Source organism: Noviherbaspirillum suwonense, assembly GCF_900182955.1.
GTDB classification, from domain to species: Bacteria; Pseudomonadota; Gammaproteobacteria; order Burkholderiales; family Burkholderiaceae_D; genus Noviherbaspirillum_A; species Noviherbaspirillum_A suwonense.
The window spans coordinates 72,951-97,948 of sequence record NZ_FXUL01000004.1 but is presented as its reverse complement, the minus strand read 5'-3'; the positions used below and the strand labels follow the sequence as shown (position 1 = coordinate 97,948).

Annotated in this window: 23 protein-coding genes and 1 tRNA gene; 3 read left to right on the top strand and 21 right to left on the bottom strand. The window is 62.3% G+C overall.

The features are described 5' to 3' along the window. Positions 1-5: 5 nt before the first annotated feature. From QOL82_RS07700 to QOL82_RS07645, 12 genes are all read right to left on the bottom strand, one after another. Positions 6-419 carry an integration host factor subunit alpha gene (locus QOL82_RS07700; protein ID WP_283441665.1) on the bottom strand — a complete coding sequence of 138 codons (414 nt, stop codon included), beginning with the start codon at positions 417-419 and terminating at the stop codon, positions 6-8. Between the two features lie 20 nt (positions 420-439). Then, a complete protein-coding gene (gene pheT, locus QOL82_RS07695; protein ID WP_283441664.1) occupies positions 440-2,866 on the bottom strand; it encodes a phenylalanine--tRNA ligase subunit beta in 2,427 nt (808 codons plus the stop codon). 14 nt (positions 2,867-2,880) lie between these two features. Beyond that, positions 2,881-3,897: a phenylalanine--tRNA ligase subunit alpha gene (gene pheS / locus QOL82_RS07690; RefSeq protein ID WP_283441663.1), complete on the bottom strand. Its 1,017-nt coding sequence runs from the start codon at positions 3,895-3,897 to the stop codon at positions 2,881-2,883. Between the two features lie 154 nt (positions 3,898-4,051). Beyond that, entirely contained in the window at positions 4,052-4,411 is a 360-nt protein-coding gene (gene rplT, locus QOL82_RS07685; RefSeq protein WP_194714186.1) for a 50S ribosomal protein L20, read from the bottom strand. A 22-nt stretch (positions 4,412-4,433) separates the two neighbouring features. Next, positions 4,434-4,631 (bottom strand): 50S ribosomal protein L35, encoded by a 198-nt coding sequence (gene rpmI / locus QOL82_RS07680; protein WP_283441873.1) that lies wholly within the window; start codon positions 4,629-4,631, stop codon positions 4,434-4,436. Positions 4,632-4,803: 172 nt separating this feature from the next. Then, positions 4,804-5,325 (bottom strand): translation initiation factor IF-3, encoded by a 522-nt coding sequence (infC, locus tag QOL82_RS07675; protein WP_283441872.1) that lies wholly within the window; start codon positions 5,323-5,325, stop codon positions 4,804-4,806. Between the two features lie 60 nt (positions 5,326-5,385). Next, the gene (gene thrS, locus QOL82_RS07670; RefSeq protein ID WP_283441662.1) at positions 5,386-7,293 is read right to left on the bottom strand and encodes a threonine--tRNA ligase; all 1,908 of its coding nucleotides are present in this window, start codon (positions 7,291-7,293) and stop codon (positions 5,386-5,388) included. A 256-nt stretch (positions 7,294-7,549) separates the two neighbouring features. After that, positions 7,550-8,674: a polymer-forming cytoskeletal protein gene (locus QOL82_RS07665; protein WP_283441661.1), complete on the bottom strand. Its 1,125-nt coding sequence runs from the start codon at positions 8,672-8,674 to the stop codon at positions 7,550-7,552. Positions 8,675-8,893: 219 nt separating this feature from the next. Further along, a tRNA-Val gene (locus tag QOL82_RS07660) sits at positions 8,894-8,970 on the bottom strand. A gap of 58 nt (positions 8,971-9,028) precedes the next feature. Beyond that, complete coding sequence (locus QOL82_RS07655; RefSeq protein ID WP_283441660.1) at positions 9,029-11,305, bottom strand: RelA/SpoT family protein; 2,277 nt, start codon at positions 11,303-11,305, stop codon at positions 9,029-9,031. 14 nt (positions 11,306-11,319) lie between these two features. Next, positions 11,320-11,670, bottom strand: a complete 351-nt coding sequence (locus QOL82_RS07650; RefSeq protein ID WP_283441659.1) for a RidA family protein — start codon at positions 11,668-11,670, stop codon at positions 11,320-11,322. Between the two features lie 25 nt (positions 11,671-11,695). Continuing rightward, positions 11,696-12,586 carry an alpha/beta fold hydrolase gene (locus tag QOL82_RS07645; protein ID WP_283441658.1) on the bottom strand — a complete coding sequence of 297 codons (891 nt, stop codon included), beginning with the start codon at positions 12,584-12,586 and terminating at the stop codon, positions 11,696-11,698. Positions 12,587-12,692: 106 nt separating this feature from the next. On the opposite strand from QOL82_RS07645, the gene QOL82_RS07640 reads away from it, so the two are divergent. Continuing rightward, on the top strand, positions 12,693-13,487 hold the full coding sequence (locus tag QOL82_RS07640) for a 3-hydroxybutyrate dehydrogenase (RefSeq protein WP_283441657.1): 795 nt from the start codon (positions 12,693-12,695) through the stop codon (positions 13,485-13,487). A gap of 72 nt (positions 13,488-13,559) precedes the next feature. On the opposite strand, the gene QOL82_RS07635 is transcribed toward QOL82_RS07640, so the two are convergent. Further along, positions 13,560-14,231 carry a CoA transferase subunit B gene (locus tag QOL82_RS07635; protein ID WP_283441656.1) on the bottom strand — a complete coding sequence of 224 codons (672 nt, stop codon included), beginning with the start codon at positions 14,229-14,231 and terminating at the stop codon, positions 13,560-13,562. A gap of 14 nt (positions 14,232-14,245) precedes the next feature. Next, positions 14,246-14,944, bottom strand: coding sequence for a CoA transferase subunit A (locus tag QOL82_RS07630; protein WP_283441655.1), 699 nt, complete (start codon positions 14,942-14,944; stop codon positions 14,246-14,248). Positions 14,945-15,084: 140 nt separating this feature from the next. On the opposite strand from QOL82_RS07630, the gene QOL82_RS07625 reads away from it, so the two are divergent. Continuing rightward, a complete protein-coding gene (locus tag QOL82_RS07625; RefSeq protein ID WP_283441654.1) occupies positions 15,085-15,696 on the top strand; it encodes a LuxR C-terminal-related transcriptional regulator in 612 nt (203 codons plus the stop codon). 6 nt (positions 15,697-15,702) lie between these two features. Here QOL82_RS07625 and QOL82_RS07620 read toward each other — a convergent pair whose 3' ends face one another. Next, positions 15,703-16,128 carry an acyl-CoA thioesterase gene (locus QOL82_RS07620; RefSeq protein ID WP_283441653.1) on the bottom strand — a complete coding sequence of 142 codons (426 nt, stop codon included), beginning with the start codon at positions 16,126-16,128 and terminating at the stop codon, positions 15,703-15,705. Continuing rightward, entirely contained in the window at positions 16,125-16,901 is a 777-nt protein-coding gene (locus QOL82_RS07615) for an SDR family oxidoreductase (protein ID WP_283441652.1), read from the bottom strand. Before QOL82_RS07615 ends, QOL82_RS07620 begins: the two co-directional genes overlap by 4 nt. Before the next feature lie 157 nt (positions 16,902-17,058). Between QOL82_RS07615 and QOL82_RS07610 the strand changes: the two genes are divergently transcribed. Then, positions 17,059-18,735 carry an electron transfer flavoprotein-ubiquinone oxidoreductase gene (locus tag QOL82_RS07610; protein WP_283441651.1) on the top strand — a complete coding sequence of 559 codons (1,677 nt, stop codon included), beginning with the start codon at positions 17,059-17,061 and terminating at the stop codon, positions 18,733-18,735. An 86-nt stretch (positions 18,736-18,821) separates the two neighbouring features. On the opposite strand, the gene QOL82_RS07605 is transcribed toward QOL82_RS07610, so the two are convergent. The 5 genes from QOL82_RS07605 to nuoL all read right to left on the bottom strand — a co-directional run bounded on the left by QOL82_RS07605 (position 18,822) and on the right by nuoL (position 24,985). Beyond that, positions 18,822-19,400 (bottom strand): NUDIX domain-containing protein, encoded by a 579-nt coding sequence (locus QOL82_RS07605; protein WP_283441650.1) that lies wholly within the window; start codon positions 19,398-19,400, stop codon positions 18,822-18,824. A gap of 27 nt (positions 19,401-19,427) precedes the next feature. Then, complete coding sequence (locus QOL82_RS07600; protein ID WP_283441649.1) at positions 19,428-19,733, bottom strand: DUF2818 family protein; 306 nt, start codon at positions 19,731-19,733, stop codon at positions 19,428-19,430. A gap of 20 nt (positions 19,734-19,753) precedes the next feature. Then, positions 19,754-21,241, bottom strand: coding sequence for an NADH-quinone oxidoreductase subunit NuoN (nuoN, locus tag QOL82_RS07595; RefSeq protein WP_283441648.1), 1,488 nt, complete (start codon positions 21,239-21,241; stop codon positions 19,754-19,756). A gap of 129 nt (positions 21,242-21,370) precedes the next feature. Next, positions 21,371-22,861, bottom strand: a complete 1,491-nt coding sequence (locus tag QOL82_RS07590; protein ID WP_283441647.1) for an NADH-quinone oxidoreductase subunit M — start codon at positions 22,859-22,861, stop codon at positions 21,371-21,373. Positions 22,862-22,885: 24 nt separating this feature from the next. After that, on the bottom strand, positions 22,886-24,985 hold the full coding sequence (gene nuoL / locus QOL82_RS07585; protein ID WP_283441646.1) for an NADH-quinone oxidoreductase subunit L: 2,100 nt from the start codon (positions 24,983-24,985) through the stop codon (positions 22,886-22,888). Positions 24,986-24,998 lie beyond the last annotated feature (13 nt).

The window sequence follows — 24,998 nt, the reverse complement described above, 5'->3', positions numbered from 1 at the left end:
ATCAATCAGGCGACGCGGGTGGCGGGTTTTTGGCTGGCGAGTTCGACCATGCTCTTGAGTTTTTGGCTGGCATGGAAGGTAACGACCCGCCGCGCGGTGATCGGAATTTCCTCGCCGGTCTTCGGATTCCGTCCCGGCCGCTGCGGCTTGTCCCGCAGCTGGAAATTGCCGAATCCCGACAGCTTGACCAGTTCCCCGCGTTCCAGCGCATTGCGGATTTCATCGAAGAAGGTCTCGACCATGTCCTTCGCCTCGCGCTTGTTCAGGCCAACCTGTTCGAACAGCATTTCGGCAAGTTCCGCCTTGGTCAGGGTGGGCAAATCCTTTTCTGCCTGCGACCGCGCCTGTGCTTCCAGGACGGCGCGGTTGAGATCGACGGCTAATACGGATTGAAATTCAGCTGAGTTCACGTCATTCATTTCTGTTGTCCCCACCTGCCTTAAGTGCGCAGTGCGGCACCATGTTTTGTGCGGGCAACCTCAATGAAACCAGCCATCAGGGCGTCCACGTTGTTGTCGTTCAGGGTCGTCTGAGTATCTTGCAAGGTGAACCGGAAAGCAAGGCTTTTTTGCTCATTTTCCAGACCTTTGCCGCGATATTCATCAAATAAAACAATGGCTTGGACGAGGCGCCCTTCACTGCTTTCCTGCCTGTGCAACTCGAAAGCGTCAAGCAGTTCCTGGGCCTGAACGTCGTTTTTTACCAACAGCGCGAGGTCACGCGTGACCGCCGGAAAGCGCGAGATTTCCTGGTAGACGGGCACGTCACGATGCTGCAGTGCAGTCGCATCGACCTCGAAAATGACCGGTGCGAGCGGCAGGTCGTATTTCTGCTGCCAGCGCGGATGCAGTTCCCCGATGAAGCCGATCAGCGCGCCGTCAAGCAGCACTTCGGCCGAACGGCCCGGGTGCAGCGCCGGATGCACGGCCTTGCGGAAGCGCAGCTGGCGCGGCGCGAACAGCGCTTCGAGGTCGGCCTTCAGGTCGAAATAATCGACATTGCGCGCAGGCGCGCCCCACTGCTCGTCGATCGCCTGGCCATAAGCCAGCGCGGCCATGCGCTTGGGCTGGGAATAGCCGGCAACGGACAGAGGGCCATCCTGTACCGACTCGTCCCGCTTGAAGATTGCACCGATTTCGAATACCCGCACCCGGCTAAGCTTGCGGTTCAGGTTGTAGCGGACGTTGGCAAGCAGGCCGCCAATCAGCGTCGAGCGCATCACGCTCATCTGGCTTGCAATCGGATTCAGCAGCCGGATGGGCGCGTCATTGTCGGCGAAATCCTTTTCCCAGGATTCTTCGACGAAGCTGAAATTGATCACTTCCTGGTAGTCGAGGTCAGCGATCTGCCGGCGGATCGCAAACAGCGAACGCACGTTTTCCGGCAGCATGCGCATCACGTTGGCGGCAACCGGCGGCCGTGCCGGAATGTTTTCAAATCCATAGACCCGTGCGATTTCCTCGATCAGGTCTTCCTCGATCTCGATATCGAAACGGTATGACGGCGGCGTCACGTGGAAGCGTCCTGCCTCCTGCGTGAACGGCAGCTTCAGCCGGCTGAAGATGTCGGCAATGCGCTGATCGTCCAGCGGAACGCCGATCACTTTCTGGGCGCGCTCGGTGCGAACGGTCACGGGAACGCGTTGCGGCAGGTTCACCACCTGGTCGTCCACCGGGCCGACCGTGGTCGCGGCGGTGCCGCAAATCTCGGTAATCAGCGCGGTGATCCGCTCGATATGCTCGACAGTCGTCGCATAGTCGACGCCGCGCTCGAAGCGGTGAGCGGCGTCGGTCGAGAAGTTATAGCGGCGCGCACGGCCCTGTATCGCCTGCGGATACCAGAATGCCGCCTCGAGATAGATGTTTTGCGTCTCCAGCGACACCGCGGTTGCGTCGCCGCCCATGATGCCGGCCAGCGACTCGATCTGCCTGTCGTCGGCGATCACGCCTATCCACTCATCCACGTCGACCGTGTTGCCGTTCAACAGCTTCAGGCTTTCGCCCTTGCGTCCCCAGCGCACTTCCAGCCCGCCGTGGATCTTGTCGAGGTCGAACACATGGGTAGGCCGGCCCAGTTCAAGCATCACGTAATTCGAGATATCGACCAGCGCCGAAATCGGCCGCTGCCCGCTGCGTTCCAGGCGGCGCTTCATCCAGTCCGGCGTCGCCGCGCGGGCATCGACGCCACGGATCACGCGTCCCGAAAACCGGCCGCACAGGTCGGGCGCGTCGATGCGCACCGGCAACTTCTCATCGGAACTGACCGCGGCCGCCTTGAACTCGGGTTCATGCAGCGGCACGCCGGTCAGCGCGGAAACCTCGCGCGCGACGCCGAGCACCGACAGGCAGTCCGCCTTGTTGGGGGTGAGCTTGATCGTGAAACGCAGGTCGTTGAGCTGATAGTAGTCGCGGAAATCCTGGCCCACCGGCGCATCGGCCGGAAGCTCCAGCAGACCGCCGTGATCCTCGGACAGCTTCAGTTCGCGCGCCGAGCACAGCATGCCCTGCGACTCGACGCCGCGGAGCTGGCCGACACGTATTTCAAATGGCTTGCCGTCTTCGCCGGGCGGCAACACCGCGCCAGGCAGTGCGCAGGGAACATGCATGCCGGCACGCACATTGGGCGCGCCGCAGACGATGTTGTGCAGCGTGCCGCTGCCGACATCCACCTGGCAGACATTGAGACGGTCGGCGTTCGGATGCCGCGCAACTTCAACCACGCGTGCAACGACCACGCCGGAAAACGGCGGCGCCACGGCTTCCACCTCTTCGACTTCGAGACCCGACATTGTCAGCAGATGTGACAGTTCATCCGAATTCAATGTCGGATCGGCCATCGTGCGGAGCCAGCTTTCGGAGAATTGCATAGTGAACCGTGTCGTTAATTGAATTGTTTCAGGAAGCGCAGATCGCCCTCGTAGAACAGGCGCAGGTCGTTGATGCCATAGCGCAGCATGGTCAGCCGTTCGAGGCCGGAGCCGAACGCGAAACCGATGTAGCGGTCCGGATCGAGTCCCATGTTTCGCACGACCGTCGGATGCACCTGGCCGGCGCCCGAGACTTCCAGCCAGCGGCCCTTCAACGGGCCGCTGCCGAACGCGATATCGATTTCGGCCGATGGTTCGGTGAACGGGAAATACGATGGCCGGAAACGCACCTGCAAATCGTCGGTTTCAAAGAAAGCGCGGACGAAATTCAGGTAGACGCCTTTCAGGTCGGCGAAGCTGACGTTCTCGTCTATCCAAAGTCCTTCGACCTGGTGGAACATCGGCGAATGGGTGGCGTCGCTATCGACCCGGTAGGTGCGGCCGGGCGCGATCACCTTGATCGGCGGCTTGTTCATCCGCGCATAGCGGACCTGCATCGGGCTGGTGTGCGTGCGCAGCAGCAACTGCTTGCCCTGGCTGTCCTTGCCGTCGATGTAAAACGTATCCTGCATCGATCGCGCCGGGTGGTTTTCCGGGCTGTTCAATGCGGTGAAATTGGTCCAGTCGGTCTCGATCTCGGGACCGTCGGCGACCTCGAAGCCGATCGAACCGAAAATTTCCTCGACGCGGTTCCAGGTGCGCATCACCGGATGGATGCCGCCGATGCCGCGGCCGCGGCCGGGCAGCGTCACGTCGATCGCTTCCGCATTCAGGCGGGCTTCCAGCTGCGCCTGGTCAAGCGCATCGCGGCGCGCGGTCAGCGCGCGCTCGATCTGTTCTTTTGCCGCGTTGATCACGGCACCCTGGGCGCGGCGCTCATCCGGCGCCAGCTTGCCCAGGCCCTTCATCTGCTCGGTGATCTGGCCGGTCTTGCCCAGGTATCTGGCCTTGGCGTTTTCCAGCGCGGCAGCGTCCGGCGCGGCGGCGAAATCAGCCTGCGCCTGGGTTACGAGTTGTTCTAAGGAGGTCATGCGGTGTTTCCCGCTTTCTGATTGAAGCCGAAAAAAAAGCCGAAAAAGGAAGCCGGCGTGCCGGCCATCCAGCAGCCGACAAACAAAGCGGGGCAAAGGTGTTCACCTGTGCCCCGCCCGACCATCATCTGCAAGCAATGATGGATGCTAACAATTAAGCAGCGATCGCGGCTTTCACCTGGTTGACGATAGCGGCGAATGCCGGCTTGTCGGTCACGGCCATGTCGGCCAGGACTTTACGGTCCAGTTCGATGGCGGCGCGCTTCAGGCCGTTCATGAACACGCTGTAGGTCAGGCCGTGCGAACGCGACGCGGCGTTGATACGGGTGATCCACAGTGCGCGGAACACGCGCTTCTTGTTGCGGCGGTCACGGTAGGCATACTGGCCTGCGCGCATGACTGCCTGCTTGGCGACGCGGTATACCTTGCTGCGGCGGCCGCGGTAGCCTTTGGCTTGATCGAGAACTTTCTTATGACGGGCCCGTGCTGTGACCCCACGTTTTACTCTAGGCATGGTTACTCCTTAAATAGTGAGGTTAAGCGTTCGGCATCATTGCGCGGACGGACACCATGTTTGTGGCATGGACATCGGTTGCACCGCGCAGTTGACGTTTGGTTTTGGTGGTTTTCTTGGTCAGGATGTGACGCTTGAAAGCCTGGCCGCGCTTGACGGTTCCACCTGGACGTACACGAAAGCGCTTTTTGGCGCTGCTTTTCGTTTTCATTTTTGGCATAGCAATACCTGTCCTTATGGACAGCTCCATTTTTTAACATGATTGCAGGTGGCAGCCTGTGACTGCACTTTGATGCCTGCTCTCACTTGTTTTACGCCAACCTGACGGCTGACGTTATTGCGCCGGCTGACTGTACTAAATCAGCCGTGCGAATTCTGCGTTACGCCAACAGCTACTTCTTCTTCTTGGGCGCCATCACCATGATCATCTGGCGTCCTTCCATCTTCGGCCACTGCTCGACCTGGCCGTACTGCTCCAGATCCACCTTCAGACGTTCGAGCATGCGCATGCCGATATCCTGGTGCGCCATTTCGCGACCGCGGAAACGCAGCGTGATCTTGGTCTTGTCGCCTTCATCGAGGAACTTGATCAGGTTACGGACCTTGATGTTGTAATCGCCATCGTCCGTACCGGGTCGGAATTTGACTTCCTTGACCGAGATGATCTTCTGCTTGAGCTTCGCTTCGTGCGCCTTCTTTTGCTCCTGATACTTGAACTTGCCGTAGTCCATCAGGCGCGCAACCGGAGGTGTCGCGGTCGGCGCGATTTCCACCAGGTCCACGTTCTTCTCTTCGGCAAGGCGGAAGGCGTCGGCGAGGCTCACGATGCCCAGGGGTTCGTTGTCTACCCCGCTCAGGCGCAGTTCAGGCGCGTTGATTTCGCCATTTATGCGATGCGACTTGTCAGTAGCTATTGTAGTTTCCTTTGAAAATCAAATGATTAAGCCGTGCTACAGCGCTGCGGGTTTCCCCGCTCAGGCTTTGGTTTGAAGCTCCTGCGAGAGCCTTTCCACCAGCGCGTCGATCGGCATGCTGCCCAGATCGACGTTGCCACGCGCACGCACGGCCACTGTGTTCGCATCCCGTTCCTTGTCGCCCACGACTACGATGTAAGGCAATTTCTGGACGGAGTGCTCCCGTATTTTATAGGTTATTTTCTCGTTGCGCAAATCCGAGTTCACCCTAAACCCTTGTTTTTTCAAGGCTTGTGTTACTTCGCGGGCATAGTCTGCCTGCGCATCGGATATGTTCAGCACGACGACTTGCACCGGCGCCAGCCAGAACGGCAAGGCGCCCGCATGGTTTTCGATCAGCATGCCGATGAAACGCTCCAGCGAGCCGAGGATGGCCCGGTGCAGCATGACCGGCACCTTGCGGGTATTGTCCTCGGCGACATATTCGGCGTCGAGGCGGACCGGCATCGAGAAGTCGACCTGGATCGTGCCGCATTGCCACATCCGGCCGATCGCGTCCTTCAGCGTGTACTCGATCTTCGGCCCGTAGAACGCGCCCTCGCCCGGCGCGATCTCGAACTCGCAGCCCGAGCGCCGCAGCGACTCGATCAGCGCGGCTTCCGCCTTGTCCCATGCCTCGTCGGAGCCGACCCGCTTTTCCGGCCGGGTCGCTACCTTGTAGATGATTTCATTGAAGCCGAAATCGCGGTACACCTTCTGCAGCAATGCGGTCGCATTCACGCACTCGTCGAGGATCTGGTCTTCGGTGCAGAAGATGTGGCCGTCGTCCTGCGTGAAGCCGCGCACCCGCATCATGCCGTGCAGCGAACCCGACGGCTCGTTGCGATGGCACTGGCCGAATTCGCCATAACGCAGCGGCAGTTCCCGGTAGGAATGCATGTTGGACTTGAAGATCTGGACATGGCCGGGGCAATTCATCGGCTTCAACGCATAGGAACGGTTCTCCGACTCGGTCGTGAACATGTTTTCCTTGTAGTTTTCCCAATGTCCCGACTTCTCCCACAGGCTGCGGTCCAGGATCTGCGGCGCCTTCACTTCCTGGAAGCCATTGTCCTGGTAGACGGCGCGCATGTACTGCTCGACCTGCTGCCAGACCGTCCAGCCTTTCGGATGCCAGAAAATCAGCCCTGGCGCTTCGTCCTGGAAATGGAACAGGTCGAGCTGGCGTCCCAGCTTGCGATGGTCGCGCTTTTCCGCTTCCTCCAGCATGTGCAGATAGGCTTCCTGGTCTTCCTTCCTGCCCCAGGCCGTGCCGTAGATCCGCTGCAGCATCTCGTTCTTGGAATCGCCGCGCCAGTAGGCGCCGGCCAGCTTCATCAGCTTGAATACCTTGATCTTGCCGGTGGACGGCACGTGCGGGCCACGGCACAGGTCGACGAAGTCGCCTTCCGCATACAGTGAAACATCCTCGCCGGCCGGGATCGACCCAATGATTTCGGCCTTGTACTCTTCGCCGATGGACTTGAAGTAGGCCACCGCCTCGTCGCGCGGCATCACGCTGCGCGTGACCGGCTCGTCCTTCTTGGCCAGTTCGGCCATTTTCTTTTCGATCGCCTGCAGGTCTTCCGGCGTGAACGGCCGCTTGTACGAGAAATCATAGTAAAAGCCGTTTTCGATCACCGGTCCGATGGTGACCTGCGCTTCCGGAAACAGGGCCTTGACTGCATAAGCCAGCAGGTGGGCGGCCGAATGCCGGATCACATCGATGCCTTCGGCATCCTTGTCGGTAATGATGGCCAGGTCCGCATCATGGTCGATCAGGTGCGAGGTATCCACGACCCGACCATCGACCTTGCCCGCCAGCGCCGCCTTGGCGAGGCCGGCGCCTATGCTGGCGGCGACCTGGGCTACCGTGACCGGCGACTCGAACTGCCGCTGTGAACCATCGGGAAGTCTGACTGAAATCATTTTGCTCTCCATTGGCGCCGGCCTGGCCTGGCGCTGCTGCGGTGATAGATCTGTACAAAAACTGGGACGAAAAAAAACGCGGACCAGCCGCGCTTTTTCAATGAATGATGACGAAAAAGATCCCGACTAGCGTCGCTCCTGCACTCTTGGCATGGTAGTTCGCGGTGTCATAACCGGGTTGCCTTTCTCGCTCTTACAAAACTGGATTTGGAATGAGCGGCGAGCTTACCAGACTGGGCGCTGTTTTTCCAGCGCTTCATGGCTGCGCCGCAATGCCCGGATGGCTGGTCCGGTAACGGCGGTACAGCCACTGCGCCCATCCGCCGACGCCGGTGACGATGGCCACGAACACCAGCAGGCCGCCGAGGAAAGGAACGTTGGCGGCAAGCGCCAGCAGGGCCAGCCCGATTGCCAGGAAACCGATCTGCCAGGCGCGACCGGGCCGGTTGGCCCGGTGCATCGCATCGGCCGTGGTGCGGCTGACGAAAAATGCGGCGCCCAGGTAGCCCAGCAGGAGCAGCAGCGGATACAGGGCCAGCAAGGCGAAGCCGACCGGGATGCCGATGATGGACACCATGAACAGCACGGCGACCGGGGGCAGCGTGCATAGCAGCGCAATGCCGACCAGCAGGCTGCGCAGCGGCGTTTGCCTCATGGTCTGCTGGGTGCCGCTGACCGCGTTGGGAAAGAGAATGAAAAGGAGGGAGCCGCAGGCCAGCATGCTGACGAAGAATACCGGGTGGAACCAGGAAATCGGGGATCGCGGCGCCCAGTCACGCGGCGCGCCCTCGCGCTTCACGGCGCCGGACACCATGCCGGCCTCTTCCGTCGAGAGCGGCTTGCTGCTTGCATAGGTCAGGTTGCCGCCTATCCGCGCGCCGGGCGCCATGACGATTTCCTGCGCATACAGCACGGTGTCGCCGTTGATCTGCCCCGCCACCGTCACCTTGCCGCCAGTCAGCTTGGCGCCGCCCGTTACGGCGCCGGCAAACTGCACATCCCCGCCCGCCGCCAGCAAGTCGCCGCCGACCCGGCTGTCCTTGCCTATCGCGACGTCACCGCCGGCAACGAGAAGGTCGCCGCCGACGTTGGCATTGACCCTGATCTTGCCGCCGGTGGCGCGCAGGTCCTGGCCTATCGCGGCAAGCACGTCCACCTGGCCGCCGGCCAATGCCGCATCCTCCGCAACCGGCTGGGCGATCGTCACCTTGCCTCCGGCTGCATACAGGTCGGCCGCAACCGGCTCGGTCAGCCTGACCTCGCCGCCGCTCATGTAGCGATTGCCGGAGCCGGTCTGCGAGGACGCGGCGGTGGCAGCGCCAGACGCAAGCGGCATGGCCGCGAACATTCCCAGAAAACAAATGACGATGAAGTCTTTCATGATCCGCTCCGTGACGCGCCGGATGGGCGCCTTGCCCGACCCCGCCAAACCGGGTGCATTTATGTTAGTAAGCGATGGGGATTGTGCGGATTGATGCAGGTCAAAAAGGGAAAAGCGCTGCAGCCGAAGGTAGGGACGAAAAAAAAGCACCGTCTTTCGACGGTGCTTTTCCGAAACCAATGATTTTTGTCCCTCGATGCTCTGAAGATCAAAATCCATTGGTAGGCACGATTGGACTCGAACCAACGACCCCTACCATGTCAAGGTAGTGCTCTAACCAGCTGAGCTACGCGCCTGAGGAAGCGAGATTATAGGGGCCCGAATCCAATTTGCCAAGGGTCATTCCCAATTTCTTTAATTCCGCCTCGCTTCCTGCACGCCCTGCACGTCCCGGATGATGCCCAGCGCCCGCTGCAACTGGGCTGTTGACGTGATTTCCGCGGTGAACGCCATGCGCGCCTGGCCGCGGCTGCTCTGGGTGCTCACGCCGATCACGTTGATTTTTTCGCGCAGCAGGATCTCGGAAATATCGCGCAGCAAGCCCTGGCGGTCGTTTGCCAGGATGAACAGGTCCACCGGATAGACCGTGTCCGCCGCCGGCGACCCCCATTCGGTCGAAATGACCCGCTCGGGCGCAGCCGCCTCCATGGCCGCGAAGTTCTTGCAGGCCGCGCGGTGGATGGACACGCCCTTGCCGCGCGTGACGAAGCCGACGATCTCGTCCGGCGGCGCCGGCTTGCAGCAGCGTGCGAGCTGGGTCATCAATCCTTCGGTGCCCACCACCAGCACGCCGGACTTCGCGCCCTGGACGACGCTGGACGCCCTGCTCTTGCGCGCCACGACCGCGTCGTCCGGGTTCACCGGCTTGGCCACCTTCGCGTCGTCCGCATGCAGCGCCTGCTCGACCTGGCGCAGGCTGAATTCATCCTTGCCGACCGCCAGGAAGAAATCGTCGAGCTTGTCGAAGCCGAGCTTGTGCGCCAGCACTTCGAGGTTCACGGCGGTCTTGCCTTCGCGCTGCAGGGTTTTTTCCACCAGCGAGCGGCCGCTGCCCAGGGTTTCCTGCTGGTCGATCGCATTGAACCAGGCGCGTATCTTGGTCCGGGTGCGGGCACTGACCGCATAGTCGGCGCTGAGCCAGTCACGCGACGGGCCGGCAGCGCCGGACGCGGCGCTTTCGCCCTTGGCCGTGATGATCTCGACCGTCTGGCCATTCTTCAGCGCCGTGTTGAGCGGGACCATCACGCCGTCCACTTTCGCGCCGCGGCAGCGGTGGCCGACGTCGCTGTGCAGGTGATAAGCGAAATCGATCGGCGTGGCGCCGCGCGGCAGTTCGATCACCCTCGCCTGCGGCGTCAGCACATAGATGCGGTCGTCGAGCGCCGCCGCCTTCAGGTTCTCGACCCAGTCGCGGCGCATGTCTTCCTGGCCGACGACCGCGTCGACCACTTCCGACTTCCAGGCAAGCAACTGGCGCAGCCAGGCAATCTTGGCGTCGTATTTCTCGCCGGCGGAACCGGGGCTTTCCTTGTAGCGCCAGTGGGCGGCGACGCCGTACTCGGCGAAATGGTGCATCTCGCTGGTGCGCACCTGGACTTCGAGCGGCCGGCCGTCTTCGGCCAGCACGACCGTGTGCAGCGAGCGGTAGCCGTTGGCCTTGGGCCGGGAGATGTAATCGTCGAATTCCTTGGGGATGGGCGCCCAGATGTTGTGGACGATGCCCAGCACCGCGTAGCAGGTCTTCACATCGTCGACGATGACGCGGAAGGCGCGCACGTCGTACAGCTCGGAAAAGTCCAGCGACTTGCCGCGCATCTTGTTCCAGATGCTGTAGATATGCTTGGGCCGGCCGCTGACCTCGGCCTTGATGCCCGCCGCGCGCAGTTCGTCCTTCAGCCGTGCGATCGCGGAGTTGACGAACTGTTCGCGCCCTACCCGCTTTTCCTCGAGCATGCTGGCGATGCGCTTGTACGCCTGCGGCTCGAGGAAGCGGAAGGACAGGTCCTCAAGCTCCCACTTGAGCTGCCAGACGCCGAGCCGGTTGGCCAGCGGCGCATACAGGTCGAAGGTCTCGCGGGCATATTGCGACGTGCGGTCGTTCTGCAGCTTGTTGTCGGCGAAATAGCGCAGCGTGGTCAGCCGCGACGCGAGCCGCACCAGCACCACGCGCATGTCGGACGCCATCGCCAGCAGCATCTTGCGCAGGGTCTCGACCTGTGCCGCGGTCTGCTGCGCGGTGTTCTTGCCGGTCTTGTCGGGCTTGTCGGTCGCAGCCCTGTGCTGGCCGAAGGTCATCTCGTGCAGGCGCATCAGCTGGCGGATGCGGCCGACGAGATCGGCGGTTTCCTGCCCGAAGCGCGCCTCGATCTGCTCGGCGGCCTTGGCGTCGATGATGGGCAATTCGAACAGCAGGCCGGCGATGCGGGTCTCCGCGTCGGTATTGAGCGAAGCCAGCGTCACGGCGACGTTCTCGGAGAATACGAAGGCGTCCTGCCCGGTGGCGACCGGGTTGCCCGTATAAAGCGGGCGCACGAATTCCAGCGCATCCAGCACGCGCCGGGCGTCAGCCTCGTTGAGGCCCGCCACCAGCTGCACTGCCGCTTCGTCTCCGGCTGCTGCAATCGATACCATAAGCCCGCATGCCCCTAGGACAGGGCCGCGGTGACCACGACCTCGACCAGCAGTTCAGGACGCGCCAGCATCGCCTGCACGGTCGCACGGGGCGGCGCATGGCCGGCCGGCACCCAGGCGTCCCAGACCGCGTTCATCGCGGCAATATCCTTGATGTCGGCAAGGAAGATCTGGCACATCAGGATACGGGTCTTGTCGCTGCCCGCCTCCGCCAGCAGCCGGTCGACATGGGCCAGCACCTCGCGGGTCTGGCCGTCGATGTTCTGGGTGGTTTCCTCGGCGATCTGGCCGGCGAGATAGACCACGCCGTTGTGGATGGCCGCTTCGGAAAGCCGGGAGCCTACATGCAGTCGCTTGATTTCCATGATGTGTCCATTCAAATAAATGCGCTCAGGCCAGCAGGAATTTTTGCACGGCGGCGATCTGGTCGCCATGCATCAGCGTGGGCGCGTGGCCGACGCCCTCGAATTGCACCAGGCTGGCCTTCGGCCCGCGCCCGGTCATTTCAGCGGCGGTCTGCGCCGTCAGCAGGTCCGACTCGGCGCCGCGCACCAGCAGCGTCGGGCAGCGGATCGCGTCATAAGCGGCCCACATCATTTTTTCGGCCTGGGCCGTCGTCTCCACCGTGCTGCTCCTGAAGGGCACGGCGAGCTGCGGATCGTAATGGCGTATCCATTTACCCTCGGCATCCTGCCTGAGCACATCGTTGGCAAGCTTCTTCCACTGCAGCTCGGTATGCGGGCCAAACGGCGCGGTGATGTCGCGGATATATTTCTCCGCTTCCTGCTGGGTGTCGAACATCACCTGCTGCCCGATATAGGCGCCGATGCGTTCCAGCGCCGCATGGTTCAACGTGGGGCCGATATCGTTGAGCACCAGCCTGCGGACCGGGTTGCCTTCCAGCGACGCCAGGCCCATGCCGATCAGCCCGCCCATCGATGTGCCGACCCAGTCGACGCTGTCGGCATCGAGCCGGGCCAGCAGCGTGACCATGTCCGACACATACTGCGGCACCAGGTAGTAGGCGGGATTGCGCAGCCAGCCCGAGCGGCCGCGGCCCACCACGTCCGGGCACACTACCCGGTAGACGTCGCTGAGCGCGCGCGCGAGGTCGTCGAAATCGTCGGAGACGCGGGTCACGCCGTGCACGCAGACCAGCACGTTGGGATTGCGCGGATCGCCCCATTCCTTGTACGCCATGCGGTGCAGGCCGGCTGGCGACATGCATTGCACGTGCTTGATCGGGGGATAAGGCGTGGTGACTGCGGAGGGAATAGTCATGTGATTACCGTAGAAGTACTGGCGGCCAAAACCTGTATTTTACTAAGCGTTCCGCTTAGAATCGGATTACTTCATAACATTCCATCCATCAGCATTAGGGGACAGCATGCAAGGCAATTTTTTGAAGGGCAAGACCGCCCTGGTCACCGGCTCGACTTCCGGCATCGGCCTGGGCATCGCGCGGGCGCTGGCCGCGGAAGGCGCCAACGTGATGTTCAACGGTTTCGGCGACGCCACGGCGATCACCAAGCTGCAGGCCGATGTCGCCAAGGAATTCGGCATCAAGACGTCCTACCACAATGCCGACATGTCGCAGCCTACCGAGATCGAGCTGATGATGCGTAGCGCGGTCGAGCAGTTCGGCGGCGTCGACATCGTGGTCAACAATGCCGGGATACAGCATGTCGCCAACATCGAGGATTTTCCGGTGGACAAGTGGGACGCGGTCATCGCGATCAACCTGACCTCGGCCTTCCACACGACCCGCCTTGCGCTGCCGCGGATGAAGGAAAACAACTGGGGCCGCATCATCAATATCGCTTCCGCGCACGGCCTGGTCGCCTCGGCGCAGAAATCGGCGTATGTCGCCGCCAAGCATGGACTGGTCGGACTGACCAAGGTCACCGCGCTGGAAACCGCGCAGACCGGCATCACCTGCAATGCCATCTGCCCGGGCTGGGTGCTCACGCCGCTGGTGCAGAAACAGGTCGATGCGCGCGCGCTGGAAGGCGGGATCTCGAACGAGGAGGCCAAGCGCAACCTGCTGGCGGAAAAGCAGCCCTCCGGCGAATTCGTCACGCCGGAACAGCTGGGCGCGCTGGCCGTTTTCATGTGCAGCGACGCGGCCAGCCAGGTGCGCGGCGTGGCCTGGAACATGGACGGCGGCTGGGTCGCGCAGTAACCCGCAGCAGGCAACCACACAATAAAAAACGGCGCTGTCGACAGCGCCGTTTTTTCATGGGACCAGGCTGGATCAGCCCTGCGCGCTTGCCTGGCCTACAGCCGACGTGTCGAGCGGTGCGCCGGTCTTTTCAACGATCTCGTCCACCGTCACGCCCGGCGCCAGTTCGACCAGCTTCAGTCCCTGGTCGGTGACGTCGATCACGCCCAGGTCGGTGATGATGCGATCGATCACGCCGACGCCGGTCAGCGGCAGGTCGCACTTCTTCAGGATCTTGTGGGACGTGCTGCCGTCCTTGGCCTTCGCCACATGCTCCATCAGCACGACCACGCGCCGCACGCCGGCCACCAGATCCATTGCGCCGCCCATGCCCTTGACCATTTTCCCCGGGATCATCCAGTTGGCCAGGTCGCCCTGCTCGGACACCTGCATTGCGCCGAGGATGGCCAGGTTGACCTTGCCGCCCCGGATCATCGCAAATGAATCTGCCGACGGGAAATAGGACGCGCCGGGCAAGGCCGTGACGGTCTGCTTGCCTGCATTGATCAGGTCCGGGTCTATCGTTTCCTCGGTCGGGAACGGGCCGATGCCGAGCAGGCCATTTTCCGACTGCAGCCAGACTTCCATTTCCTGCGGCACGTAATTGGCCACCATGGTTGGCAGGCCAATGCCGAGATTGACGTAAAAACCGTCCTGCAATTCCTTGGCCGCGCGGGCGGCCATTTCTTCACGAGTCCATGCCATGATTTGTCTCCTGCTTATTTAGCACGCACCGTGCGTTGTTCGATCCGTTTTTCGGGGTTCGCATTAACCACGATGCGATGCACGAAAATGCTGGGGGTATGCACCTGATCCGGGTCGATTTCGCCGACCTCGACCAGTTTTTCCACCTCGACGACGGTGATCTTGCCGGCCATTGCGACATTGGGATTGAAGTTGCGCGCGGTCTTGTTATAGACCAGGTTGCCGGACTTGTCGGCCATGTAGGCCTTGACCAGCGACACGTCGGCCACCAGCGAGCGTTCCATTACGTACTGCTCGCCATCGAATTCGCGCACTTCCTTGCCGTCGGCGACGATGGTGCCGACGCCGGTCTTGGTGAAGAAGGCCGGGATGCCCGACCCGCCGGCGCGCAGCTTTTCAGCCAGCGTGCCCTGCGGCGTGAATTCCAGCTCCAGTTCGCCGGCCAGGTACTGGCGCTCGAACTCCTTGTTTTCACCGACATAGGACGCGATCATGCGCTTGATCTGGCGCGTGGTCAGCAGCTGGCCGAGGCCGAAGCCGTCAACGCCGGCATTGTTGGAAATGGCGGTCAGGTTCTTGACGCCCGAGTCGCGCAGCGCTGCGATCAGCGCCTCGGGTATGCCGCACAGGCCGAACCCGCCAACGGCGATGGTCTGCCCGTCCTTGACGATGTCGGCAAGCGCGGATGCCGCATCGGGATAAACTTTCTTCATGGTGTCCCTTTTGTGTAAAGTAGACCGCATCCGGTGAGAATGCCGTCTTTTATAATTCAACCGGAAGAATAGATTGCCGTATACGGCAGCACAATACCGTAGAAGTACGAACGCCTTGACGGAAAAAAGCGTACCACGCCATGAGACAACCAGTTTCCATCGATTTCGAGACCATATTCAGGCATGCCCCGGTGGGCATGTGCGTGTCCTACAACCGGGTGATCCAGGCCAGCAACCGGGCGCTGGACCTGATGTTCGGGTACGAGCCCGGCGCGCTGGCGGGCCAGTCGTTCTCGGTGCTCTACCCGTCGCCCGACGAGTTCGAGCGCACCGGCGCGCGCATCGTGCCCATCATGAACGCCTGCGGCCGCTATTCCGACGAGCGCATCATGAAGCGGGCCAACCAGGAACTGTTCTGGTGCCACGTGTCCGGCAGTGGGCTGATCCCCGCCGACGCGCATGCGGCCGGCATCTGGACCTTCGACGACCTCAGCGCCAAGCGGCCGGTAACGGCCGAGCTGACGCCGCGGGAGCGGGAAATAGCCGCACTGCTGGTCGAGGGCAAGACCAGCAAGCTGATCGCGCGCCAGGTCGGGCTCAGCCCGCGCACGGTGGAGATGCATCGGGCCAAGCTGATGCGCAAGTTCGCCGCGGCGACCTCCAGCGAACTGGTGAACCGGCTGCTGGGCGTGACGCGGCAGGCGCCTTCCCCGGCCCCGGCTGCGCCGCGGGCCGAAGCCGCGCCGGCCTGACCGAGGCTATGCCGGCAGCGGCGCCGCGAACCTGGCCTTGAGCTCGTCGGTCAGCGGCGTCGACTTCCCTGCGACGAAGTCGACCCAGACGACCTTGGCCGCGCCCTCCGCGCAGATCACGTCCGGCTGGTCCACCCGGCAGATCTGGTGAAAGGTCTCGAAACTGGTGCGGCCGAAGTTGCCGATGAACGTGCGGATCTCGATATTGCCCGGATACTCGAGCTGTTTGATGAACGTGCAGCTGGCATTGATCAGCACCGGCCCTTCCCCAGCCGGATTCGGGCCGCAGCCAAGACTGGTGAACCAGTCGATGCGCGCGGTCTCCAGGTAGGTGAAATACATCGCGTTATTGACGTGACCCATCATGTCCATGTCGCCCCAGCGGATCGGCATGCGCGCCACGTGCACCAGCGGCCGGTCTTCCATCTTCATGACGCGCTCATGCCGTCGTCGGCAGTCATGATGGCGCCGTTGATGAAGTGCGCCTCGTCCGACGCCAGCAGCAGCAGGAGGCCGTCTAGGTCCTGCGGCTCGCCGACGCGCTTGCGGGGCAGCATGTTGACGAGCGCCTTCCCCTGCTCCGACTGGAAATGCTCGGCGTTGATCTCGGTGCTGATGTAGCCCGGGCAGATCGCATTGACATTGATGTTGTAGCGGCCCCATTCGACCGCCATCGACTTGGTCATGTGGACCACGGCCGCCTTGCTGACGCAGTAGATGCCGATCTGCGGCAACACCCGCAGGCCGGCGACCGACGCGATGTTGATGATGCGATGCTGCTTCTTCGGGTCGCCCTTGGCCCGCGCGATCATGCGCTTCGCGGCTTCCTGCGCGACGAAGAAGGCACCGCGCTGGTTGGTGTCCATCACGTAGGCATAGTCGTCCGGGGTCACGTCGATCAGGCGCTGGGTGGTCGACACGCCCGAGTTGTTGACCAGGATGTCGATCGGACCGGCCTCGGTCTCGGCATGCGCAATGGCCGCCTTGATGCTGGCGTAGTCGGTCACGTCCAGGCTGACCACATGGGCTGCCCCGCCCTCGGCCTCGATCTCCGCCCGCAGTTCCTTCAGCCGCTCGGTGCGGCGCGACGCCAGCACGACCTGCGCGCCTCCCTGTGCCAGCACCTTGGCGAAGCGGGCGCCGAGCCCGCTGGATGCGCCGGTGACCATCGCGATCTTGCCTTCGAAATTAAGTTCGATACCCACAATTTTCTCCTTGAATTGTTTTGCCTTGAAGCGCATGGCGACGGAGCCGCTAAGATACATGAAAGGCATGCTATTAGAACGGGGCGTCTAGTATTCTGCCGTAAAATCCCGGACAATTAGCACGCACGTTCGAAAATATATCTAAGGTGATGAGACCATGACGCAGAACCAGAGCATCCTTGAAGAATACGGCCCGCGCGAGGCCATGGAGTATGACGTGGTCGTGGTCGGCGGCGGCCCCGGCGGCCTGTCGGCAGCGATCCGGCTCAAGCAGCTGGCCGCCGAACAGGACCGCGAAGTATCGGTCTGCGTCCTGGAAAAAGGCGGCGAGATCGGCGCGCACATCCTGTCCGGCGCGGTGATGGACCCGATCGCGATCAACGAGCTGTTCCCGAACTGGCGCGAACTCGGGGCGCCGCTGAATACGCCGGTCACCGAAGACCGCTTCATGTTCCTGACCGAGAAAAAGGCGCGCACCACTCCCGAATGGATGCTGCCGGGCTGCTTCCGGAACCACGGCAATTATGTCGTCTCGCTGGCCAATGTCACACGCTGGCTGGGCCAGCAGGCCGAGAGCCTGGGCGTCGAGGTGTTCCCGGGCTTCCCGGCCGCCGAAATCCTCTATAACGACGACGGCTCGGTGCGCGGCGTCGCTACCGGCAACATGGGCGTGGACCGCGACGGCAAGCCGACCGACGCCTTCCAGCTCGGCATGGAGCTGCATGCGAAGTACACGCTGTTTGCCGAAGGTTCGCGCGGCCATCTCGGCCGCCAGCTGATGAGCAAGTACGACCTGAACAAGGACCGCGATCCGCAGACCTACGGCATCGGCATCAAGGAGCTGTGGGAAATCGATCCGAAGATGCACAAGCCTGGCCTCGTGATCCATACCGCCGGCTGGCCGCTCGATGCAACGACCTACGGCGGCTCCTTCCTTTACCACCTGGAGAACAACCAGGTCGCCGTCGGCTACGTGGTGGGCCTGTCCTATTCCAATCCCTACCTGTCGCCGTACGAGGAATTCCAGCGCTACAAGACGCACCCGGAGATCCGCAAGTTCTTCGAAGGCGGCAAGCGCATTTCGTACGGCGCACGCGCGATCACTGCGGGCGGCCTGCAGGCATTGCCCAAGCTGACTTTCCCGGGCGGCGCGCTGCTGGGCTGCGATGCAGGCTTCCTGAACGCCAGCCGCATCAAGGGCAGCCATGCGGCGATGAAGACCGGCATGCTGGCCGCCGAGGCCGCATTCGCTGCACTGGGCGCGGACCGGCAGCATGACGAGCTCGACGCGTATCCGGAAGCCTTCCGCAACTCGTGGCTGTACGACGAACTGCACAAGGCGCGCAACTTCAAGCCTTTCATGGGCCAGGGCCTGTACACCGGCACGCTGATGGTCGGCATCGACCAGGTGCTGTTCCGTGGCCGCGCGCCGTGGACCTTGCATCACAAGAAGCCGGACAACGAATACCTCCGCCCGGCGGCGGAGTTCAAGCCCATCGTCTACCCGAAGCCGGATGGCAAGCTGACCTTCGACAAGCTGTCCTCGGTGTTCATATCCAACACCAATCACGAGGAGCACCAGCCGGTGCACCTGACGCTGAAGGACCCGAACGTGCCGGTCGATATCAACCTGCATATCTACGCGGGACCGGAACAGCGCTACTGCCCGGCCGGCGTCTATGAATACGTGACGAGCGCCGAAGGCAAGGAAAAGCTGCAGATCAACGCGCAGAACTGCGTGCACTGCAAGACCTGCGATATCAAGGACCCGACCCAGAACATCGTCTGGGTGACGCCGGAAGGCGGCGGCGGGCCGAACTATCCGAATATGTAGAAAACAAAAAAGCCGCATAATGCGGCTTTTTTTTCGGACGGCGGCTTCGATGCCGCGGCGGGGAATGAAGCCGCCCTCCGGCGACCTTATTTTTCGGAAGGCCCAGCCTGATCCAGGCTCCAGCTTCCCGACACGATCTTCTCCAGCCAGAACGAGCCAATCACGGTCTTCACGTCGGTGATCTTCCCTTCCCTGACCCACCGCAGCAGGTCGTCGACCGAGGCGGTCATGGTTTCCAGGAACTCGCCCTCGTCCAGCGCGCTTTCGCCGGCGACCAGGCCGCGGGCCAGGTAGATCTCGAGGTGTTCGTCCGAATAGGCGATCGCGTTGTGGATGGTGCAGACGAAGCGCCAGTCGCTCGCGGTATAACCGGTTTCCTCCCGCAGCTCGCGCTTCGCGCAGACGAGCGGATCTTCGCCCGGATCGATTTTCCCGGCCGGGAACTCATAGAACACCCGGTCCAGCGGATAACGGTACTGGCGTTCGATCAGGATGCTGCCGTCGTCAAGGATGGGCAGGATCACCACCGCGCCCGGATGGCGGATGAACTCGCGCTCGGACTGGCTGCCATCGGGCAGCGTGACCGTATCCTTCTGCACCTTGATGAAGTCGCCGTCGAAGACCAGCTCGCCGGCTAGCCGCGTTTCCCGCAGATGATGATCCATTCGAACTTCCTTTTCCACTACGTGTGATTAACCCTGGCGCCGGCGCAGGTAGCGATGCACGAAGCCGGGATAGGCCAGCACGATGAATAGACAGCCTGTGACCGCGTAAAATTCCCAGTGCTGCGGAAAGCGGTTGCCGAGGCGGGCTTCGAGCAGCGAAGCGACCAGGCCCAGCAGCAGGTAGAGCACGAACATCTCCACCAGCCGAAGCCAGAACGGCTTGGCCGCGCTGCGCCAGGGCAGCACGCCAAACACCCGTTCAGTGAAAAAAGGCAGGTTGGCCGCCAGTGCGGCCAGGAGGATCACCAGCCAGCTGGAAAGGGAAACGTCCATCTAGGCCGGGCGTCTGCGCGTCACGAGGCGAGCGTGCGGACGATGGCTGCGGAGCAGGCGGCCATCAGCGGGCCGGGCAGCAGGCCGAGCGCAACGACGGCAATGCCGTTCAGGCTCAGCGCGATGCGCATGTCGCCATGGGCCACGATGCGCGACGTGTCGGTCGCGTCATCGAAGTACATCAGCTTGATGATGCGCAGGTAGTAATAGGCGCCGACCAGCGAGAACAGCACGGCAAGGATGGACAGCCACAACTGCCCTGCTCCCAGGACCGACTGCAGCACGGCCAGCTTCGCATAGAAGCCCATCATCGGCGGCACGCCGGCCAGAGACAGCAGCAGCACCATCATGATCGCGGCGAACCACGGGCTGCGCTGGTTCAGGCCCTTGAAGTCCTCCAGGTTTTCCGCATCGAAGCCGGCGCGCGACAGCAGCATGATCACGCCGAAGGTGCCGAGCGTGGTCAGCACGTAGGTGATCGCATAGAACATCGCCGAGCTGTAGGCACTCGCGGCGGCGGTCGCGTCGCTGCCGGCATAGACGCCGGACAGCAGGCCCAGCAGCATGAAGCCCATCTGCGAAATGGTCGAGTAGGCCAGCATCCGCTTCAAATTGGTCTGCGCGATCGCGGTGATGTTACCGACCGCCATCGAGAGCACTGCCATCACGGTCAGCATCTGCTGCCAGTCCACCGCAAGCGTCCACAGGCCTTCCACCAGCAGCCGCATGCAGATGGCGAAAGCGGCCAGCTTCGGCGCGCCGCCCAGCAGCAGCGTCACCGAGGTCGGCGCGCCCTGGTAGACGTCGGGCACCCACATGTGGAATGGCGCCGCGCCGAGCTTGAACGCCAGGCCCGCCACCACGAACACGATGCCGAACACCAGCACCATGCGGTTGACGGTGCCGGAAGCGGTCACGCGGGCCACTTCGGCGAGGTCGAGCGAGCCGGTCGCGCCGTACAGCATCGAGATGCCGTACAGCAGGAAGCCCGATGCCATTGCGCCGAGGATGAAGTATTTCATTGCCGCCTCGGTCGACTGCGTATGGTCGCGGCGCAGCGCCACCAGCGCGTAGAGCGACAGCGACATCAGTTCCAGGCCGAGGTAGATGATCAGGAAGTTATTCGCCGACAGCATCACCATCTGTCCGACCAGGGAAAACAGGGCCAGCACATAGAACTCGCCGCCAGTGGTGACCGTCAGCATCTGGCGGTCGGTCGTGTACTGGCGCGAGTAGATCAGCGTCAGGCCCACTGCCAGGTAGGAAAACAGCTTGAGCAGGTTGGACATCGGGTCCGACACGAACATGTTGTAGAACGTGTACGTGGTCTGCCCGTTGTTGAAGTCCACCAGCGTCAGCGCCGCGCAGACGGCTAGCGACGCCAGCGACAGCAGGTAGGTCAGGTTGCGCCTGGCATCGCTCAGGAACATGTCAAGCAGCAGGATGAAGGACGTCGCCACCACGAGGAAGATTTCGGGGTACAGCGGTGCGAGATTCAGGTTGTTCATGGTTTCCGCTTCGTTTGCGCCAGTTTTGTTGCGAGCCGCCTGCCTATGGCATGCACGCGGCTTGTTGCCCGTCCCTTCCGTGCGACGGAAGAGCGGGAGTTGCAGTCAGTTGTCCAGCCTCGCTGCACTTCAGGGCACCTTGCTCACGGCGACATGCTTGAGCAGGTCCGATACCGAGGACTGCAATGCATCGCCGACCGGCGCCGGGTAGACGCCCATTGCGATGACGGCGATCGCCAGCACGCCGAGGATCAGGAATTCGCGGCCGTTGAGGTCCTGCAGCTGCGCCACGTGCTTGTTGGCGATGGCGCCGAACACCACGCGCTTGACCAGCCACAGCGAATAGGCTGCGCCGAGGATCAGCGCGGTGCCGGCCAGCAGGCCGATCCAGAAGTTGAACTGGACCGAGGCCAGGATGACCATGAATTCGCCGATGAAGCCCGAGGTCGCCGGCAGGCCGGCATTGGCCAGCGAGAACAGGACGAAGAACGCAGCGAAGCGCGGCATGGTGTTGATCACGCCGCCGTACTCGGCGATCTGGCGGGTATGCATGCGGTCGTACAGCACGCCGATGCAAAGGAACATCGCGCCCGACACGAAGCCGTGGGAAATCATCTGCATGATCGCGCCCTGCACGCCCATGTCATTGAAGAGGAAGCAGCCCAGCGTCACGAAGCCCATGTGCGCGATCGATGAATAGGCGACCAGCTTCTTCATGTCCGCCTGCACCATCGCGACCAGGCCGATGTAGATGACGGCGATCAGCGACAGCGAAATGACCAGCGGCGCCAGGTAATGGCTGGCGTCGGGCGCGATCGGCAGCGAGAACCGCAGGAAGCCGTAGCCGCCGAGCTTCAGCATGATCGCAGCCAGCACCACCGAGCCGCCGGTAGGCGCCTCGACGTGTGCGTCGGGCAGCCAGGTATGCACCGGCCACATCGGCACCTTGACGGCGAACGCCATCATGAAGGCCAGGAAGATCGGGATCTGGGCCGTCATCGGCAGCGGCAGCTTGTGCCAGGCGAGGATGTCGAAGCTATGGCCGGCGGCAAAGTACAGGTAGATGATGGCGACCAGCATCAGCAGCGAGCCGAGGAAGGTGTACAGGAAGAACTTGATTGCCGCGTACATCCGGTTGCTGCCGCCCCAGACGCCGATGATGATGAACATCGGGATCAGCGTGGCTTCGAAGAACACGTAGAACAGCAGGCCGTCGAGCGCGCAGAAGACGCCGATCATCGCGCCCGACAGGATCAGGAAGGAGCCCATGTACTGCGACACCTTCTTTTCGATGACCTGCCAGCCGGCGATCACGACGATGACCGTGATCAGCGCCGTCAGCGGCACGAACCACAGCGAGATGCCGTCGATGCCCAGCGCGTAAAAGATATTGAAGCTGCTGATCCACGGCGCCCGCTCGACCATCTGCATGCCATGGAAGGCATTGTCGAAATTGGCGACGATGGGCAGCGTGACGAGAAAGCTCGCGATCGAACCGAACAGCGACAATGCACGCGCAGTGCCCGGATTGCGGTCGCTGCCGACGGCCAGCACCAGCAGGCCGAAAAGGATGGGCAGCCAGATCGCGAGGCTTAGGAGAGGAAAGTTTGACTGCATCATGTTTGTTTTTCTGGAGACGCGACGTTATTTCAGGTAAGAAGCCAGCAGCAGGTAGCCGAGGTACAGCGCAATGCCGAGGATCATCGTGAACGCATAGTGATAGATGTAGCCGGTCTGGAAAGCCCGGCTCACCACCGAGAACCAGCCCACCACGCGCGCGCTGCCATTGACCAGCAGGCCGTCGATCAGGGTGCGGTCGCCGACATTCCACAAGCCGCGCCCCACCGATCGGGCGCCACCGGCAAACACGATCTCGTTGATGCGGTCCATGTAGTACTTGTTGTCCAGCAGCTTGTAGATGCCGTGGAACTTCGCGAAGAACCAGGCCGGCACGCGCGGATTTACCATGTAGCAGTAGAACGCGGCGACCACGCCGGCGAGCGCGAGGAAGAACGGCACCGAGGTCAGGCCATGCAGGCCCATTGCCATCGCGCCGTGGAATTCGTGGCTCAGTTCTTCCATCGCCTTGTGATTCTCGCCGACGAAGATCACGCCCTTGAAGAAGTCGCCATGCAGCATCGGCGCAATCGTCAGGTAGCCGATGATGACCGACGGGATCGCCAGCAGGATCAGCGGCAGCGTCACCACCAGCGGCGCTTCGACCGGCTTTTCGCCCGGCGCCAGGCCATGATGCTCTTCATGCCCTGCCTCTTCCTCGACGTCCGAGCCGTGGATGTCGTCGGAGCTGTGCGGTGCGGCATGGGCAGCATGATGCGCATGGTCGTCATGGCCGTGATGCGCCTTGCCGAAGCGCTCTTCGCCGTGGAACACCAGGAAATACATGCGGAACGAATAGAATGCGGTCACGAAGACACCCGCCAGCACCGCGAAATAGGCAAAGCCCGAACCCGGCAGGTGGCTGGCCGCCACCGCTTCGATGATGCTGTCCTTCGAATAGAAGCCCGAGAAGAATGGCGTGCCGATCAGCGCCAGCGAACCCAGCAGCGAGGTGATCCAGGTGATGGGCAGGTACTTGCGCAGGCCGCCCATGTTACGGATGTCCTGGTCATGGTGCATGCTGATGATGACCGCGCCGGCGGCGAGGAACAGCAGCGCCTTGAAGAATGCATGCGTCATCAGGTGGAACACGCCGACCTGGTAGGCCGAGGCGCCCAGCGCCACCGTCATGTAGCCGAGCTGCGACAGCGTCGAATAGGCGACCACGCGCTTGATGTCGTTCTGGATGATGCCGAGGAAGCCCATGAACAGCGCGGTGATGGAGCCGATGATCAGCACGAAGGACAAGGCAGTGTCGGACAGCTCGAACAGCGGCGACATGCGGGCCACCATGAAGATGCCGGCGGTCACCATCGTCGCGGCGTGGATCAGCGCGGAGATCGGGGTCGGGCCTTCCATCGAGTCGGGCAGCCACACATGCAGCGGAAACTGGGCCGACTTGCCCATTGCGCCGATGAACAGGCAGATGCAGGCAACCGTCAGCAGCATCCAGCTCGAACCCGGCATCGTCAGCTGCGCCAGCGCCTCGCGCTTGGCGAAGACTTCGGTGTAGTTCATCGAACCGGCGAAGGCGAGCAGCAGGCCGATGCCCAGGATAAAGCCGAAGTCGCCGACCCGGTTGACCAGGAAGGCTTTCATGTTCGCGTAGATCGCGGTCGGCCGCGTGTACCAGAAGCCGATCAGCAGGTAGGACACCAGGCCCACGGCTTCCCAGCCGAAGAACAGCTGCAGGAAGTTGTTGCTCATGACGAGCATCAGCATCGAGAACGTGAACAGCGAGATATACGAGAAGAAGCGGTTATAGCCGGGGTCGTCCCGCATGTAGCCTATCGTGTAGATATGCACCATCAGCGACACGAAGGTCACCACGCACATCATCATCGCCGTCAGGCTGTCGACCAGGAAGCCGATCTCCAGCTTCAGGCCGGCCACGGTCATCCAGGTGTACAGCGTGCCGTTGTAGGACGCGCCGTCCATGACCGCCAGCAGGGTCTGGACGGAAATGATCAGCGCAATCAATACGCCCAGGATGGTGACGCTATGGGATGCGCCCCGCCCTATCTTGTTGCCGAAGAACTTGGTGCCGAAAAGGCCGGCAATAACCGATCCCGCCAGCGGCGCCAGCGGTACGGCCAAAAGAAGTTGTGGATTGAGTTGCCCCGCCATGATGAACCTTATC

What these genes read in the sequence shown, in the direction of transcription:
- pheS (WP_283441663.1), bottom strand. Translation starts at nt 3,897, where the DNA reads ATGACCTCCTTAGAACAACTCGTAACCCAGGCGCAGGCTGATTTCGCC.
- QOL82_RS07645 (WP_283441658.1), bottom strand. Translation starts at nt 12,586, where the DNA reads ATGACTATTCCCTCCGCAGTCACCACGCCTTATCCCCCGATCAAGCAC.
- QOL82_RS07640 (WP_283441657.1), top strand. Translation starts at nt 12,693, where the DNA reads ATGCAAGGCAATTTTTTGAAGGGCAAGACCGCCCTGGTCACCGGCTCG.
- QOL82_RS07590 (WP_283441647.1), bottom strand. Translation starts at nt 22,861, where the DNA reads ATGATGCAGTCAAACTTTCCTCTCCTAAGCCTCGCGATCTGGCTGCCC.
- QOL82_RS07620 (WP_283441653.1), bottom strand. Translation starts at nt 16,128, where the DNA reads ATGAAGATGGAAGACCGGCCGCTGGTGCACGTGGCGCGCATGCCGATC.
- QOL82_RS07610 (WP_283441651.1), top strand. Translation starts at nt 17,059, where the DNA reads ATGACGCAGAACCAGAGCATCCTTGAAGAATACGGCCCGCGCGAGGCC.
- QOL82_RS07625 (WP_283441654.1), top strand. Translation starts at nt 15,085, where the DNA reads ATGAGACAACCAGTTTCCATCGATTTCGAGACCATATTCAGGCATGCC.
- nuoL (WP_283441646.1), bottom strand. Translation starts at nt 24,985, where the DNA reads ATGGCGGGGCAACTCAATCCACAACTTCTTTTGGCCGTACCGCTGGCG.
- QOL82_RS07650 (WP_283441659.1), bottom strand. Translation starts at nt 11,670, where the DNA reads ATGGAAATCAAGCGACTGCATGTAGGCTCCCGGCTTTCCGAAGCGGCC.
- QOL82_RS07655 (WP_283441660.1), bottom strand. Translation starts at nt 11,305, where the DNA reads ATGGTATCGATTGCAGCAGCCGGAGACGAAGCGGCAGTGCAGCTGGTG.
- thrS (WP_283441662.1), bottom strand. Translation starts at nt 7,293, where the DNA reads ATGATTTCAGTCAGACTTCCCGATGGTTCACAGCGGCAGTTCGAGTCG.
- QOL82_RS07605 (WP_283441650.1), bottom strand. Translation starts at nt 19,400, where the DNA reads ATGGATCATCATCTGCGGGAAACGCGGCTAGCCGGCGAGCTGGTCTTC.
- nuoN (WP_283441648.1), bottom strand. Translation starts at nt 21,241, where the DNA reads ATGAACAACCTGAATCTCGCACCGCTGTACCCCGAAATCTTCCTCGTG.
- QOL82_RS07630 (WP_283441655.1), bottom strand. Translation starts at nt 14,944, where the DNA reads ATGAAGAAAGTTTATCCCGATGCGGCATCCGCGCTTGCCGACATCGTC.
- rpmI (WP_283441873.1), bottom strand. Translation starts at nt 4,631, where the DNA reads ATGCCAAAAATGAAAACGAAAAGCAGCGCCAAAAAGCGCTTTCGTGTA.
- rplT (WP_194714186.1), bottom strand. Translation starts at nt 4,411, where the DNA reads ATGCCTAGAGTAAAACGTGGGGTCACAGCACGGGCCCGTCATAAGAAA.
- QOL82_RS07700 (WP_283441665.1), bottom strand. Translation starts at nt 419, where the DNA reads ATGAATGACGTGAACTCAGCTGAATTTCAATCCGTATTAGCCGTCGAT.
- pheT (WP_283441664.1), bottom strand. Translation starts at nt 2,866, where the DNA reads ATGCAATTCTCCGAAAGCTGGCTCCGCACGATGGCCGATCCGACATTG.
- QOL82_RS07635 (WP_283441656.1), bottom strand. Translation starts at nt 14,231, where the DNA reads ATGGCATGGACTCGTGAAGAAATGGCCGCCCGCGCGGCCAAGGAATTG.
- QOL82_RS07600 (WP_283441649.1), bottom strand. Translation starts at nt 19,733, where the DNA reads ATGGACGTTTCCCTTTCCAGCTGGCTGGTGATCCTCCTGGCCGCACTG.
- QOL82_RS07665 (WP_283441661.1), bottom strand. Translation starts at nt 8,674, where the DNA reads ATGAAAGACTTCATCGTCATTTGTTTTCTGGGAATGTTCGCGGCCATG.